Origin of the sequence: Paenibacillus luteus (assembly GCF_006542765.1) — a bacterium.
GTDB lineage: Bacteria > Bacillota > Bacilli > Paenibacillales > Paenibacillaceae > Pristimantibacillus > Pristimantibacillus luteus.
The window spans coordinates 135,994-150,733 of record NZ_SKCD01000088.1 but is presented as its reverse complement, the minus strand read 5'-3'; the positions used below and the strand labels follow the sequence as shown (position 1 = coordinate 150,733).

Genomic DNA, 14,740 nt, shown 5'->3' with positions numbered 1-14,740 from the left:
CATTCTCCTCTGTGAATGGATTTCATGTTTCATCCTGTGAAACACAATTTCAAAATCTCTATATCTATAGTATATCGCTAAAATGGTCCTTCCGTAAAGTCCAATTATGACTTTGGGCGACTGTAAATGGCATGGAAATCGAACCTGACGAATATTACATGAAACGGAAGATGCCTTCATATAATGAAGCAGTTAATCTGTCTTGGGCGTGAAAATTTCATTCGCAGCGTTAATAAAACAGCCATGTACACTCGCATGTACGATAAGTTGAAGGAGGGGACAGTTATGACGCGAACAGGAAACCGGGGTCAGAATGTTCAAAACCCAAAACGTCCTCATGCAGCTTCGAAGCCTGCTGCATCACAGAGCAAGCCTCGGTTGAAAGCATCTACTCATGTGCTTCACAAAACGTCCTCGGAGCTGCCAGTAGAGCAGTCTTCAAAGACCGATTTTCCTACTCTGCACAGCTTTGATCAAACGAAGCAGCCAGCTCCAGCTGTGAGACAACAGTCCTCTAAGCTGAACTCTTTGCTGAGGTCTTCGGATTACGATCAGCATAGGGAAGAAGGGAAGCAGCCAGACTGGAAAGCGGCCGTTCATCGTTATGTGAGCTTGTACAATCATGCCGAAGCCAATCAGCAGGCTGCCGTGCTGACGGATTTCGTTACCGATGCTGACCATTGTGAAAGGCTCCGCGGCAGGCTGGAACGCCTTCGCGAGCGTGATTGGCACAGAGGCGCGCTGCCTGCCGGAAGCGAGACCAAAGCCGAGCTCATTCGAGTGAATGAATCGCCTAGCGAAGTCTCGGTGCTTATCCGGCTTCATATCAAAAGAAGAATGGAGCAAACTGGTCGATTTTATATGGAGGAAAGATCCGAGTTCGAACGCCTCTGGTTAGGTCTGTCCGGCGGGGAGTGGGATGTCCTGCGGGTCGAGCCTATTATTGCGGAACGCAGGCCTCGCTTTGGCACGGCAACAGACAACTGGATGACCGTCGATGATTACTCGGAGCTATTTGGCGATCTATCGTCACCGTCAACACCATACTTAAATTATGACCTATTACAGCAATTCAAACACAGGCCTTCCGGCATTCGTTACAGGAGAGATTTGGTTGCGGCGTATGCGGATCGCTGGTGGAATGAAGGGAACCCTTCTTACGAGCTTTTTGAGGTGAATTGCACCAATTATGTGTCGCAGTGCATCTTTGCAGGCAATGCTCCGATGAACTATACTGGTAAGAGAGAAACAGGCTGGTGGTACAAAGGTCGAAATAAAGGCAGCGAATGGTGGAGCTACAGCTGGGCGGTATCCAATGCGATTACCAATTACTTAACGGCCGCTAGGTCGTCGGGACTTCGCGCGGAGGTTGTTCAGTCTGCGGATGAGCTTCAGCTTGGCGATGTAATTACGTATGATTGGAACGGGGATCATCGTTTTCAACACAGTACCATCGTTACAGCCTTCGATTCATTCGGCATGCCGCTGGTAAATGCCAACACTGTTTCCAGCAGACATCGATATTGGGATTATCGCGATTCCTATGCATGGACGGAACAAACGAAATATCGTTTTTTTCATATTGCTGATCTATTATAAATTATTGTACCGGAGGATATGCCATGGGGAGCAAGGTTCGAGTAGGTTTAATTTACGGGGGGAAATCGGGAGAGCATGAGGTCTCTCTGCAAACGGCTTATGCAGTTATGGGCGAATTTGACTATGTTAAATACGAAATTAAACCTTTTTATATTACGAAACAAGGCGGATGGAAAACGGGAGCCGTTCTGAATGCCCGTCCGGGCACAGCGGAGGAGCTCCGTTTTGAAGCAGGCGAGGCGCAGCAGACAGGCTCCGCGCTTGCTCCTTTATTTGCTGGCTTGCAAGCAGGCGATTCTTCAGATCAGGCCGAGGCGCGCCTTGATGTCGTGTTCCCGCTTTTGCATGGTACCTTTGGAGAGGATGGCACGATTCAAGGACTTTTTGAAATGGCCAACATTCCTTACGTAGGTGCAGGCGTTCTCGCATCCGCCGTTGGGATGGACAAGATTTTGATGAAAAAGGTATTTGCTCAAGAAGGTTTACCGCAATGTGTGTTCCGGTATTTCAACCGCACGCAATGGGAAAAGGACTCTTCCTTCTTTATTATGGAATGCGAGGTTTCCCTCGGGTATCCATGCTTTATTAAGCCGGCTAATCTAGGTTCCAGCGTTGGAGTATCCAAAGCGAAAAATCGTGAAGAGCTAGTTGCGGCAGTTAACTATGCGTTCCGCTTTGACCGTAAGGTCATCGTCGAAGAATTTGTAGACGCTCGGGAAATCGAAGTGAGCGTACTCGGCAACGACGAAGCTAAAGCCTCTTTGCCAGGCGAAATTGCGCCGTCTAATGAATTTTATGATTACAAGGCGAAGTACATCGATGGTAAGTCAACGATGCAAATTCCGGCAATTCTTTCTCCAGAACTAACGGAATCTGTTCGGGAAATGGCGGTTCGCGCTTTCCAGTCCATTGACGGCTCAGGTTTGTCCCGTGTCGATTTTTTCCTTCGCAAAAACGATAATCAGCTGTTTATTAACGAAGTAAACACTTTGCCGGGCTTCACCCCTTTCAGCATGTATCCGCTCATGTGGAAAGAAACCGGCATTCCATATAAAGAATTGTTAGATACATTAATCAATCTAGCTTTAGCCCGCCACGCCGAAAAACAACGCATCGACTTTACTGGCGAGGCAGCCCAATAAGCGCGAAGCTTAGCAAAATACTTAGAAGAAATAGAATTGCTGATGAAGCCAGGAATAATTTCTTTTTCTCCTATCTTCTCGAAGCCCGCACTACTGCATATCGTACGTTCATTAATATTATGATTGCAGCAGATATCCAGAGGGTTCAGCCCTCTGGATATTTTCTTTAACTGGGGTGGTGGACGTTCAAGAAGAGGAGCAAAAAGAGTAAGAAGAACAAGAAGAACAAAGGGAAAAACAAAAAAAATTATAATCAAATGATTAACGAGAAAACCTCTCGCGAATCATTTGATTGGCACACAGAATGAGCATTTAACATGATTCTCCCGTTAAAGTCTCGGAATTAGAGTGAAATATGGAAAAAGCTCTTTTATAACTGGAGATTTTCCTGCTAAATGAGTAAACTAAGCAAAATGGAGTTAATTAGCAGGTGAAATTTCTGTTATTTGGTTACAAGAGGAAATTAACGTGATTAAAGTTTGTTCCTCTTCCTGCTCAACGCTGGCTGCATAGAAAAGCAACTTTACGGTTCGAATGTTACTCTAGCGCTAGTTGAATTGGTGCAGCTCATCGAGGAAACAACTAAAGTACCAACTAATCCTTTTTCTCTACCCAAAGTAAAGCGCGTCCCGCAGGCATGAAAGCGCGCAACGTGCAAACGTAGAGCTCAAGCTAACTTGCAACTAATCCGTATTTTCGCCCAAAGTTAAGCGTGTCCCGCAGGGACGAAAGCGTTCCATAAGCAAACGTAGAACTGATGCTACCTTGTTGCTTAAACGTTAGTCGAGTTGCGGGTGTCCAGAGGGTGCAACCCTTGGGGCCCTCCCTTGGAAGGGAGGGTTTGGGTGGGTTCGAAACGCTTTGAAGGTTGGGTAGTGAATCTTTTACAGTTTGAAGTATTTAATGGTTTGCATTAAAGCCTTACGCAGTAAAGCCTTTGAAGGAAGGGTAGAACCCTGCGCTTTGAAGGCCCGGGTAGAAATTCCACTGAAAGGAGGGGAAATATATGGGTTTTGCAACCGAGTTTAATTCTGTATGCAAATTTAAGTCCGAACAAGAGCTTTATGAATTGTTGGAGTATGGTAAGGGCAAAATGGTGAAGAGCGGCTTTCGCGTATTTCCAACGGGCCAGAAGGTCATTGCTTACACGCCTGGCAACGAAGCAATCGCAATCGTCCGCATTTTAGCTTCAATCGCTGAGATTAACTTCCAAGGCGAAGAAGTGACACAAGTGGAGATGGAGCTCGTGAGAAAGCTGACTGAAGAAGAAGCGAGAGTGCAGACGGCTCTTGCCTTTGAGATGTTTTTTGGAGAGAGGGCTTAATCCATGATTGTGAGATTAGGTTTTGTCGCCATGAGTTTGCTACTTGAAAATGCTTCTCCATCGCGAACGATGACCTTTGCTAATTTCTCGAAGCTGGACGACCGCGAAGCGGGGATTCGGAAGCTGGAGAGAATTGCGGAGGAAAATTTGCACAGCACGCTGCGTATTCTGAAGCATTGCAAAGGCAGCGGCATCCAAATGTACCGTTTCTCATCCAAACTAATTCCGCTGGCCACCCACGAGGATTTGGCGGATTGGAATCCGTTCATCGCTCTCGCGCCTGCTTTTCGGGAGGTTGGCGAGTTCGCGCAAAAAAACGGCATCCGCGTTTCTTTTCATCCCGACCATTTCTGTGTGTTCAGTACGCCAAGGGCAGAGGTGCTAAGAAAGTCAGAGCTGGATCTGCTTACTCATGTTCTAATGCTCGAAGCGATGGGGCTGGATGAAGCGACGAAGTGCAACATACATATGGGCGGAGCCTATGGTGATAAGGAAGTAGCGGGTGAGCGGTTTATCCGTCAGTTCAGTGATTTAGCGCCTCGACTGAAGCACCGGATTACGCTTGAGAATGACGATAAAACCTTTCATGCACGCGAAACGCTGGATGCGGCAGAGCAGGTTGGAATTCCCATGGTGCTGGATATCCACCATCATGCGGTCAATCCCGGAGATGTGGATGATGATGAGCTGTACAACGGCTTATGGCCTCGTATCGAGCGCACATGGCAGAAGGAACGCGAGCGGTTGGGCTTGTCCGAGGCCAGTCAGCTGCCTCCCAAAATTCATGCATCCAGCCCGAAGAGTCCTTCCGACCCGCGAGGGCATGCGGATTTTGTGGAAGCGGAGCCGCTGCTGCAGTTTTTGCGCAAAGCAGCCCGCAGTACGGAATACTTGGACTGTATGCTGGAAGCCAAAAGCAAGGATGAGGCTTTAATCAAGCTGATCGAGGATTTCAAGCTTTTGGAAGTGAGCGGTAACGGCGTTAAAGTATTGGACGACGGGCGCATAGAAATAACCGCTGAGCATTAAATGGATACATGCAAGCACCGTCAAGGCTTATCCTTGGCGGTGTTATTGTATGCTGGAGCCTCTGCGGAGCAATCAAATACCCATTAAATCAAAAAGGTGATCTCAACATGGAATGGATACTGCTTGTACTGCTAGGCGTTGTAGCAGCGATGTTCGGCAGCATTGTCGGTTTAGGCGGTGGCATCATTATCGTTCCGGTTCTGATGCTGATTGGCCCGGTGCTTACCGGAGGCGAGATCGGACATGCTACAGCCGTTGGCATATCGCTGACCGTTCTTGTCGTGACGGCACTGGCCTCTACGCTAAGCTATGCTAAACGCAAAATCGTCGATTTTCGCAGCGGCTGGTTATTTTTTATCACGAGTGGTCCCGCTGCAATGGTAGGCTCAGCGCTTACGGGCCGACTCCCTGCAGGCACGTTTCAGCTCGTATTTGGCATTTTTATGCTGGTGATGGCGTCCATTCTTATCGCTCGTGACTATATGAAACCGTTTTCGAAGCAATGGCCGATTGTGCGTACAATGACGGATGCAACAGGTCAAGTTCATACTTATAGCTATGGTATCGTTCCTGCGCTTGCCATTGGATTTGGCGTAGGATTAATGTCTGGTTTGTTTGGTATCGGCGGGGGTTCACTGTTCGTGCCTTTAATGGTGCTGCTCTTTCGTTTTCCGCCACATATGGCCACGGCAACGTCGATGTTCGTTATTTTTCTGTCCTCCATACTAGGGAGCGGCATGCATGTGTACTTGGGGGAGACCAATTGGCTGCTTGTGCTCGCGCTCGTGCCTAGCGCTTGGATTGGCGGCAAGCTGGGTGCGGCGATCTCCGTAAAGATGAGTGGCAAGGGACTGCTGTGGCTGCTTAGGGTGACGCTGCTTCTGCTCGCTGGCCAATTAATTATTGAAGGCTTGCGATCATTTTGATATGGTGAAAATATTCATATGCGAAACTTGATAGGTGCTTTATCCGTAATAGTCGATAAAAGAGAAATTAATCGTTCGTGAATTTACATAGAGGGAAGAGTGATGGATTGTGAATGACCAGAACAATGCTTCCGTTGTAGGCGGGAAAAGCTTTACTGCTGTCGCTATTAATTGTGCGTCGAAAGCAGGAGAATGGATTCAGACAAAACTAGGCAACTATGCCAGCCTTGATATAAAGTATTCCTCGCATGATCTGGTTACAGAGGTGGACAAAGGTTCGGAGAGGTTAATCAAAAAGCTGATCATGACGCATTTTCCCCACCACTCTTTTTTGGGTGAAGAAGGAGTGGAGCCGGGGCCTGAGGCTTCAGCACGCGCGCTTGAAGATATAAGGGATGCAGAATATTTATGGATCGTGGACCCTATCGATGGGACGACGAACTTCGTTCACGGCTTTCCGTTCTTCTGCGTATCGATCGCGCTCGCGCATAACGGCGAGGTTATCGTTGGCGTTGTCTACGATCCGATGAAGGATGAGCTGTTTGTTGCGGAGAAGGGCAAGGGCGCCTATGTCCATGGCAAAAGAATGCAGGTATCCAAAGACGAGACGCTGCGTGCCAGCTTGGTGGCGACTGGACTGCCAGCGGATCATCATTACGCGCTTCCGCTTAACCTAAAGGGAATTCAGGCCGTTGCCCCGCAGGTGCGCAATCTTCGGATTGCCGGTTCAGCGGCCCTGCATATGGCTTATGTTGCAGCAGGACGCTTAAGCGGTTTCTGGGAAATTGGGCTCAGCAGCTGGGATCTGGCTGCAGGCTCACTGCTGGTACAGGAATCCGGCGGCATCGTCACAAGCACGTCGGGCCAGCCCTATGATTTGGGTGTTCGAAACGTAACCGCTTCTAACGGACTTATTCAAGAAGAGCTTATTGCAGCTTTAGCCGAAGCGAAGGCGAACGATTAATAGGAGGGGGACAGCATTCTGGGAGATTGGCAGAATTGTTGTCCTTCTCTGTTTTAAGCGATACCGGATCGACTAAGAGGGGAGAAAAGAAGATGAAGACAGCAGGAAAGAAGCTTGCCGCTATCCTTATGACAACGGTATGTCTTGGCATACTTTCAGCTTGCGAAGCAAATGAGTCCGCTGGGCCGCAGACGTCAATGAACGCGCCAACGGGTCTGGTAACAGAACAGCCCGCGGAAACAATGCCTGCCAAAGAAACGCCAGAACCAGAAGAAGATGGGGTTGCTTTTACGGTGCTTGCACAGGAGCTTCGTGTCCCTTGGGTAATCGCCTTTGAACAAGATATCGTCTACATTAGCGAGCGCGAAGGCAATATCGTTAAAGTCGATGGAAGCAGCATGACGCGCCAAACGGTCCATTTGAACAAAAAAGTTAAACATGCAGGGGAAGGGGGCTTTCTTGGCTTCCTGCTTGCGCCGGATTTTGCTAAAACCCGCTTGGCCTACGCTTATCATACGTATGAGGAGAAAGGCCAGACGTTAAACCGAGTGGTGATCCTGAAGCAAAACGGGGAGCAATGGGATGAGGTGCGCCCGCTGCTTGAAGGCATTCCAGGCGCGGCGAATCATGATGGCGGTCGAATGGCGATTGGTCCAGATGGGCGGCTCTACGTGACGACTGGCGATGCGCAGCAGCGTGAGCTGGCGCAGGATAAGGGCAGTTTGGCTGGCAAAATTTTAAGAATGACGCTGGATGGCAAGGTTCCTGAAGATAATCCGTTTTCTGGCTCTTTCGTTTATTCCTATGGCCATCGGAATCCGCAGGGGCTGGTATGGAATCATGAGGACATTATGTTTAATACCGAGCATGGCCCATCGGGCAATCCTGGCGGGCATGATGAGATCAATATTATTGAAGCAGGCGGGAATTACGGTTGGCCCGACATTTATGGAGATACTGAGAAGGATGGGATGATCACGCCAATCTTTCATACCGGGGAGAAGGCAATCGCCCCTTCAGGAGTAACCATGGATGAAAATAACCGGATGCTGATTGCTACTTTGGTGGGAGCGGCACTTTACCGCTATGATCCGGCGACGAAGGACATGTCTGTTATTTTCAGGGGAGAAGGCAGGCTGCGTGATGTGAAAATGAAAGATGGTCGCATCTACGTCATCACGAACAATACCGACGGACGGGGCACGCCATCCCAAAATGATGACCGATTGCTGCTGCTAAAGGCTGTCGAGTAACAAGAGAAATCCAAATACCTGTTAAAAGATCGCCTCGACTGTTGCTTTGAAGAAAGAGTAACTTTTCCGTCAAATCGATAAGTAAGTCATGCATTGTCGCATGAAAAAAATAGATTTAAAAATAGACCTATTTCTTCCACTTCTGATGAAGTGGAAGGAATAGGTCTAATTAATCGTTGTCGGACTCCCAACCTTGGGTGCATTTAAACGTGCCTGTTATACTTGCATGCTGGCAAAGTGGTTAGGAGAGTCGGATTTGTTGAACGTGCGCTTCCTCGCTTATTTCAATTGAGAGAATGCGAAGTTGATCGCTTCAATGGTCTCATCGATATCGGCCTCTGTGTGTGCGGTGGTGAAAAACCAAGCTTCGTATTTAGAAGGAGCCAGGTTAATGCCTTGATCCAGCATGAGCTTGAAGAAACGGCCGAATAACTCGCCGTCCGTATCCTGAGCCTCATCGTAATTCGTAATCGGATGATTGCAGAAATGCGCCGAGAATGAGCCGCGGATTTGATTGATGGTAAGCGGGATGCCATATTGCCTTGCAGCGGCATGCAAGCCCGTCGCCAACTTGGTAGCGAGCGCGTTCATCCGATCATAGATGCCAGGCTCCTGAAGCAGCTCCAGGCAGGCGATGCCTGCGGAAATCGAAGCTGGATTGCCCGCCATCGTGCCAGCTTGATAGGCAGGGCCAAGCGGAGCGACCTGCTCCATAATTTCGCGCCGGCCGCCATAAGCGCCGATAGGCAGTCCGCCGCCGATGATTTTGCCAAGTGCGGTTAGGTCCGGCTCAATCGCTTTGTGGTCAGGGAAAGCGACGTAAGTTTGCGCAGCTCCATAATGGAAACGGAAGGCGCTAATTACCTCATCATAGATGACAAGCGCTCCCGCCTCACGGGCGAGCTTGCAGAGACCCTCTAGGAAGCCCTCGTGTGGCATAACCATGCCGAAGTTGCCAACAATAGGCTCAACCATCACAGCAGCAGTCTCGTGTCCCCAGCGCTCCAGTGCGGCTTTGAGAGCAGGCAGATCGTTAAACGGAACGGTGATGACCTCGCTGGCAATGCTCGAAGGCACGCCGGCGCTGTCAGGAATGCCGAGTGTAGACGGACCTGAGCCGGCGGCAACGAGCACAAGATCAGAGTGTCCGTGGTAACAGCCGGCAAACTTAATGATTTTGGATTTTTTCGTAAAAGCGCGAGCGACGCGAATCGTCGTCATGACGGCTTCAGTCCCCGAATTGACGAATCGAACCTTGTCGAGTGAAGGGATCGCTTCTTTCAGCATGCGAGCTAGCTTGATTTCAAGCTCAGTCGGCGTACCGTAAAGCGTACCGTCCTGAGCAGCGCGAACAATCGCTGCCGTTATATGTGGATGGGCATGTCCCGTAATAATGGGGCCATAGGCAGCCAAGTAATCGATATATTTGTTATCGTCGACGTCCCAGAAATAAGCTCCTTCTCCTTTTTTCATAAACACGGGAGCTCCGCCGCCTACGGCTTTGTAGGAGCGGGAAGGACTATTGACGCCGCCTACAATATGTTGCAGCGCTTCCTCGTATAGCTTTTCGGAATTTGGTCGTTTTATCGTCATGATTGTAAGCCTCCTAAAAATAAGTAGATGATAAGGAAACAAAATACACGCAACCCTAGATAACCGTTGCGTGTATTTGCCGTTTATTGTTTTGTGCTTGAATTACCTGTTGTATTGCCACCAACGGCTGAGTCATCGGAAGGAATCGGAGTTTCCGTTGGCACAGGGATGGTATCATCCTGCTCCAGCGTCATTTGAACATAAGCGCGCAGCTCATCCTCATCCTTGATGCCGATAACGGATGCACCGCCGACGCGATCCTCTGCGATCAGTTCCATTGGCGGAATTTGCGTTGTGCTGGCTACATGGCTTTTGACGCCGAGCTGGCCAAGCTTGAGCATATCAGGCACGCTGATGTTCATTTTGACGTAAGGCTGCACGCTGTCTAATATCTTCTTCATCCGAATAATATTCCAAGTGGACTGCAGCTCCTTGGAGACCGCCTGCAGGAAGTTGCGCTGACGCTCCGTACGCGTAAAGTCGCTCATCGCATCATGGCGGAAACGAACGTATTGGAGTGCTTTGTCCCCATCAAGCAGCTGATACCCCTGCTTGAGATCGATATCGTAGCGGTTTCCGTCTGCGTTATCGGTGTAATGCATATCCTTCTCGACATCGAAGTAGATGCCGCCGATCGTATCGATGAGCTGCTTAAAGCCCTCAAAATCGGTATACACATAATATTGAATGTCGAGTCCTAGAAGGTCCCCGACTGTTTGCATGGCTAGTGGATATTCTCCTAATGCAAGCGCCGTATTAATGCGGCCCTTGCCATGTCCTTCGATGCTGACATAAGTATCGCGCAGTACAGAGAACAAATGGGCTTTCTTGGTTACGGGATCGAACGAAGCGACTAATATGGAATCTGAACGGGCGACCTGCCCTTCATCAATGCCGCGGGCATCACCGCCAAGCAGCAAAATATTAACGCGTTCGGTGCCTTCCCATTCCGGAATCGGTACGGGTGTTTCTTGCGCTTCCTCCGTGGGAGGCTTGGTCGCTTCGGGATCGCTAAAGTTGTCCAGTGCGTTATATACGCCTACCGTCCAGTAAATGGCAAAGGCTGCCGCCGCACCCAGGATAACCGATAGGCTGATAAAAAACCATTTCCATTTTTTTTTGTTTTTTGGTGCTTTCGGTGTCTCGTTCGTCTCGTTAGGCATTTCGTTAGACGTGCTCCTTTCAGATGCTGCTGAATCTTTTTGTTCCAACGATAAGAATGGGATTCTTATCGTTCACCGCGCAAAGAGCTTTTTCCCGCCAAAGGACGGCTACACCCGTTTACGCTTGCAAAGCTGGTGGATTTCAATGTAAGCATGAGCAAGGATGGCATAGCGAAAGGTCCGCTTCTCAAATAAAACAAAGAGGGCGGAGCCGGTTACGCTAAAAATATAAGAATGTATAAGACGATGCTTATTTCAAAATATAAGAAGGAATAAGTTTTCGAAGCTTATTGGATTTCTTATACTTCAAGCGAAGAGAGCTTTTACCGCCAAAGGACGGTGCCTGCCTTTTACGCTTGTAACTTATATTTATGAGCAAACGAAAGCTGAGGCAAAATAGGTAAGCTCAGCCGTTTACGCTAGGCGTGAACTAATGTATGATTACATATCATAAAATTATAAAGCTGAACGACATGCAGAAGCAAGTTTTATCGTTTTAGGTAAATAAAGATCGCTATTTCCTAGGAAATGTCGATGCGAGAGGGGCTATAAGAACCACATGCTAGCTATTGATGTAAAGGACCTACGCAAGCAATTCAGCGTACAGAAGAACCGCGAAGGCTTATCCGGCGCACTCAAGGACTTGTTTAAACGCGAGTACAATGAGGTAACGGCGGTTAAAGATATTTCCTTTCAAATTCCGCAAGGAGAAATATGCGGGTATATCGGAGAGAATGGCGCAGGCAAGTCGACAACGATCAAAATGCTCACTGGCATATTGGTGCCAACCTCAGGCGAACTGAAGGTGAATGGCTACGTGCCATTCAAGGACCGCGAGAAATTCGTGAACGGCATTGGCGTTGTATTTGGCCAGCGCTCCCAGCTTTGGTGGGATATCGGGGTAATTGAATCCTTCCAGCTGCTGCGCAAAGTATATCGCGTATCAGAGGCGGACTTCCGCAAACGTCTAAATGAACTGGTGGAGCGTCTGCAACTTGGCGAATTGCTTAACCGGCCGGTTCGCAAGCTTAGTCTCGGCCAGCGGATGCGCTGTGAACTGGTTGCATCCTTGCTGCACAACCCGTCCATTTTGTTTCTCGATGAGCCGACCATTGGCCTCGATATTGTCGTCAAGACGGAAATCCGTGACTTCCTGCTGCAAATGAACAAGGAGCAGGGGACGACGATTTTGTTGACGACGCATGATTTGCAGGATATCGAAGCGCTTTGCTCACGGGTCATCATGCTCGATGACGGACGTATTATCTATGACGGCGGGCTGGATGATCTCAAGAATCGCTGGAGCAAGGGGCGCGAAATTCAGTTCCAATTTGCAGGCCATACACAGCTTGCGAAGCTGCGTGAGCTTACCGCTAGCCTGGATGTCTCTTGGACGATGGAAAATGAGGTTACCGCAAAAATGTGGCTGCCGCATACCGTTAACGTATCGGACGCGCTGGCTTCCGTTGTCGGCGGTGTCGAAATTCGCGATATTAAGATAATTGAAACGAACACAGACGATATTGTCCGCAGCATTTATTCCTCAGGCTCCGCTTCCACCCCGAAGGAGACGACCGTATCATGATGAGCGCTTATATCGATTTTATTCGGATACGGTTCATTATGATGCTGGCTTATCGCGTTAATTATTATAGCGGCATCATTATTTATGCCATTAATATCGGCGCATATTACTTTCTATGGCAAGCGATTTACGGCGACAAGGAGACGTTGGCCGGCTTCACCGTCACCCAGATGACGACGTATGTTGCCGTATCCTGGATGGCCCGAGCGTTTTATTTCAACAACCTTGACCGGGAAATTGCCAATGAAATTCGCGACGGCAGCGTATCGGTCCAGCTCATAAGACCGTACTCCTATCTGTTTGTGAAAATGATGCAAGGCTTCGGCGAGGGCTTATTCCGGATGCTGCTGTTCATGGTGCCCGGCATGATTATCGTCTGTCTGATCTTCCCGGTTACGCTGCCGACAGATCCGGCAACATGGCTTATTTATCTGGTCATGCTGTTCTTTAGCTTTCTTATTAATTCGCAAATCAATATTTTAACCGGCTTATTCGCCTTTTTCGTGGAAAATAACGAAGGCATGATGAGGATGAAGCGGGTAATGGTTGATTTTTTCTCGGGCGTGGTCGTGCCGATCGCTTTTTTCCCGGGCTGGCTGTCCGCCATTATGCAGTGGCTGCCGTTCCAAGCGATTACTTACTTGCCAAGCTCCGTGTTTACAGGACGTACGCCTAGCAGCGAAGTGCTGCATGTGTTCGGCATACAGGTGCTATGGTTCGTAGGATTATTAATACCGATCTGGCTGACATGGCGTTCCGCACGCAAGCGGCTGTTCGTGCAAGGGGGCTGATCCAGATGAGATACGCATCATTATTTTGGGAATATATTAAAAACTATGCGAAAACAAGGTTGACCTATCGGGCGGATTTCTGGATTGAAGTCCTCTCGGATTTATTGTTCCAAGGGATGAACCTTATCTTTATTTTAATCGTATTCCAGCACACGCCGTCGCTTGGCGGCTGGTCGGAAGCGGAGGTTGTGTTCGTGTATGGCTTCTTCATGATCCCGTATGGCGTGTTCAGCACCTTCTTCAGCATCTGGAATTTTAGCGAGCGTTATATTGTCAAAGGGGAGATGGACCGGGTGCTGACACGTCCGGCGCACAGCTTGTATCAGGTGCTGCTCGAAAACGTAGATCCGCCATCCTTGATCGGCTCTTTCGTCGGCGCCATCATCATGGTCCTCTGCTGGACGCAGCTTGGCCTGCCCTTCGAAGTATGGGACCTGCTTATTTTGCTGCTGCTCATCCTGGGTGCCGTGCTCATTTACGCCGGCCTCTATACGGCGCTTAGCGCAATATCGTTTTATTCGGATGCACCGACCGGAATCGTTCCGCTTATGTACAATATTCAGAACTATGGCCGGTATCCGGTGAACATTTATAACAAAATGATTCGGTTTGTGCTGACCTGGTTGCTGCCATTCGCATTCGTTGGGGTTATACCAGCATCTTATTTTCTTGAGAAGAAAGCGGATGATCTCTCGCAGCTTGCGCTCTTTACGCCTGTCATGGGCATTATCGTCTTTTCGTTAGGGCTATGGCTATGGAACCATGGCGTAAAACGTTATCGTGGAGCTGGCTCGTAACCGACCTGTAGGGATAGCCCTGCTTAGACGCAAATATGATTAGTTTCTGGAGGATTTAGAGATGACACTGCTTCCTATCGGAGAGCCGGTACCGGATTTTACGCTGCCGGCTTCAAATGGAGAACAAGTTACGCTCAGCGATTACCGCGGAAAAAACGTCGTTCTTTACTTTTATCCCAAAGATATGACGACAGCCTGTATCCAAGAGTCCTGTGACTTTCGCGACGCGAACCAGGAAATGCTGAGTCTGAATACGGTTATTTTGGGCATAAGCCTCGATACCGTCAAATCGCATCAAAATTTTATAGCGAAAAAAGAGCTGCCCTTCCTGCTGTTAGCCGATACAGAACATGCCGTGTGCGAGCTGTACGGGGTTTGGCAGTTGAAAAAGCTGTATGGAAGAGAATATATGGGGCTTGTCCGCTCGACCTTCCTAATAGACGCAGCTGGCAAACTCGTGCAGGAATGGCGTAAAGTACGGGTAAAGGGACATACGCAGCAGGTGCTGGAGGCCGTTCAGCAGCTTTAATCTTAAGAAATATAGATCAAATAAATCGTATACCAACCAAAATTC

General features: G+C 48.9%; 13 protein-coding genes. 11 read left to right on the top strand and 2 right to left on the bottom strand.

Features of this window, described 5'->3' with window-relative positions; translation table 11 throughout:
* The first annotated feature begins 285 nt into the window (after positions 1–285).
* From E0496_RS33970 to E0496_RS33940, 7 genes are all read left to right on the top strand, one after another.
* On the top strand, positions 286–1,599 hold the full coding sequence (locus E0496_RS33970) for an amidase domain-containing protein (protein ID WP_141506336.1): 1,314 nt from the start codon (positions 286–288) through the stop codon (positions 1,597–1,599).
* 23 nt (positions 1,600–1,622) lie between these two features.
* On the top strand, positions 1,623–2,741 hold the full coding sequence (locus tag E0496_RS33965) for a D-alanine--D-alanine ligase (protein WP_141506335.1): 1,119 nt from the start codon (positions 1,623–1,625) through the stop codon (positions 2,739–2,741).
* A 1,006-nt stretch (positions 2,742–3,747) separates the two neighbouring features.
* Complete coding sequence (locus tag E0496_RS33960) at positions 3,748–4,065, top strand: hypothetical protein (RefSeq protein ID WP_139991621.1); 318 nt, start codon at positions 3,748–3,750, stop codon at positions 4,063–4,065.
* Between the two features lie 3 nt (positions 4,066–4,068).
* Complete coding sequence (gene uvsE / locus E0496_RS33955; RefSeq protein ID WP_141506334.1) at positions 4,069–5,094, top strand: UV DNA damage repair endonuclease UvsE; 1,026 nt, start codon at positions 4,069–4,071, stop codon at positions 5,092–5,094.
* A gap of 107 nt (positions 5,095–5,201) precedes the next feature.
* The gene (locus E0496_RS33950; RefSeq protein WP_141506333.1) at positions 5,202–6,020 is read left to right on the top strand and encodes a sulfite exporter TauE/SafE family protein; all 819 of its coding nucleotides are present in this window, start codon (positions 5,202–5,204) and stop codon (positions 6,018–6,020) included.
* A 109-nt stretch (positions 6,021–6,129) separates the two neighbouring features.
* Positions 6,130–6,984: an inositol monophosphatase family protein gene (locus E0496_RS33945; RefSeq protein ID WP_141506332.1), complete on the top strand. Its 855-nt coding sequence runs from the start codon at positions 6,130–6,132 to the stop codon at positions 6,982–6,984.
* A 92-nt stretch (positions 6,985–7,076) separates the two neighbouring features.
* A complete protein-coding gene (locus E0496_RS33940; protein WP_241675084.1) occupies positions 7,077–8,237 on the top strand; it encodes a PQQ-dependent sugar dehydrogenase in 1,161 nt (386 codons plus the stop codon).
* A 279-nt stretch (positions 8,238–8,516) separates the two neighbouring features.
* Here the strand turns inward: E0496_RS33940 and E0496_RS33935 are convergent, their stop codons facing one another.
* A complete protein-coding gene (locus tag E0496_RS33935; RefSeq protein ID WP_141506331.1) occupies positions 8,517–9,830 on the bottom strand; it encodes a glutamate-1-semialdehyde 2,1-aminomutase in 1,314 nt (437 codons plus the stop codon).
* A gap of 83 nt (positions 9,831–9,913) precedes the next feature.
* Positions 9,914–10,993, bottom strand: coding sequence for an LCP family protein (locus E0496_RS33930; protein ID WP_141506330.1), 1,080 nt, complete (start codon positions 10,991–10,993; stop codon positions 9,914–9,916).
* 559 nt (positions 10,994–11,552) lie between these two features.
* Here E0496_RS33930 and E0496_RS33925 point away from each other — a divergent pair.
* The 4 genes from E0496_RS33925 to bcp all read left to right on the top strand — a co-directional run bounded on the left by E0496_RS33925 (position 11,553) and on the right by bcp (position 14,695).
* Entirely contained in the window at positions 11,553–12,578 is a 1,026-nt protein-coding gene (locus tag E0496_RS33925) for an ABC transporter ATP-binding protein (RefSeq protein ID WP_141506329.1), read from the top strand.
* Complete coding sequence (locus tag E0496_RS33920) at positions 12,575–13,369, top strand: ABC transporter permease (RefSeq protein ID WP_141506328.1); 795 nt, start codon at positions 12,575–12,577, stop codon at positions 13,367–13,369. The genes E0496_RS33925 and E0496_RS33920 overlap by 4 nt, the downstream gene beginning before the upstream one ends.
* Positions 13,370–13,374: 5 nt before the next feature.
* Complete coding sequence (locus E0496_RS33915; protein ID WP_141506327.1) at positions 13,375–14,166, top strand: ABC transporter permease; 792 nt, start codon at positions 13,375–13,377, stop codon at positions 14,164–14,166.
* 61 nt (positions 14,167–14,227) lie between these two features.
* The gene (gene bcp, locus E0496_RS33910; RefSeq protein WP_141506326.1) at positions 14,228–14,695 is read left to right on the top strand and encodes a thioredoxin-dependent thiol peroxidase; all 468 of its coding nucleotides are present in this window, start codon (positions 14,228–14,230) and stop codon (positions 14,693–14,695) included.
* Positions 14,696–14,740: the final 45 nt, after the last annotated feature.

Excerpts from the sequence above, each read along its gene's own strand:
- E0496_RS33915 (WP_141506327.1), top strand. The coding sequence starts at position 13,375 with ATGAGATACGCATCATTATTTTGGGAATATATTAAAAACTATGCGAAA.
- E0496_RS33960 (WP_139991621.1), top strand. The coding sequence starts at position 3,748 with ATGGGTTTTGCAACCGAGTTTAATTCTGTATGCAAATTTAAGTCCGAA.
- E0496_RS33950 (WP_141506333.1), top strand. The coding sequence starts at position 5,202 with ATGGAATGGATACTGCTTGTACTGCTAGGCGTTGTAGCAGCGATGTTC.
- E0496_RS33940 (WP_241675084.1), top strand. The coding sequence starts at position 7,077 with ATGAAGACAGCAGGAAAGAAGCTTGCCGCTATCCTTATGACAACGGTA.
- E0496_RS33970 (WP_141506336.1), top strand. The coding sequence starts at position 286 with ATGACGCGAACAGGAAACCGGGGTCAGAATGTTCAAAACCCAAAACGT.
- uvsE (WP_141506334.1), top strand. The coding sequence starts at position 4,069 with ATGATTGTGAGATTAGGTTTTGTCGCCATGAGTTTGCTACTTGAAAAT.
- E0496_RS33965 (WP_141506335.1), top strand. The coding sequence starts at position 1,623 with ATGGGGAGCAAGGTTCGAGTAGGTTTAATTTACGGGGGGAAATCGGGA.
- E0496_RS33935 (WP_141506331.1), bottom strand. The coding sequence starts at position 9,830 with ATGACGATAAAACGACCAAATTCCGAAAAGCTATACGAGGAAGCGCTG.
- E0496_RS33930 (WP_141506330.1), bottom strand. The coding sequence starts at position 10,993 with ATGCCTAACGAGACGAACGAGACACCGAAAGCACCAAAAAACAAAAAA.
- E0496_RS33925 (WP_141506329.1), top strand. The coding sequence starts at position 11,553 with ATGCTAGCTATTGATGTAAAGGACCTACGCAAGCAATTCAGCGTACAG.
- E0496_RS33920 (WP_141506328.1), top strand. The coding sequence starts at position 12,575 with ATGATGAGCGCTTATATCGATTTTATTCGGATACGGTTCATTATGATG.
- bcp (WP_141506326.1), top strand. The coding sequence starts at position 14,228 with ATGACACTGCTTCCTATCGGAGAGCCGGTACCGGATTTTACGCTGCCG.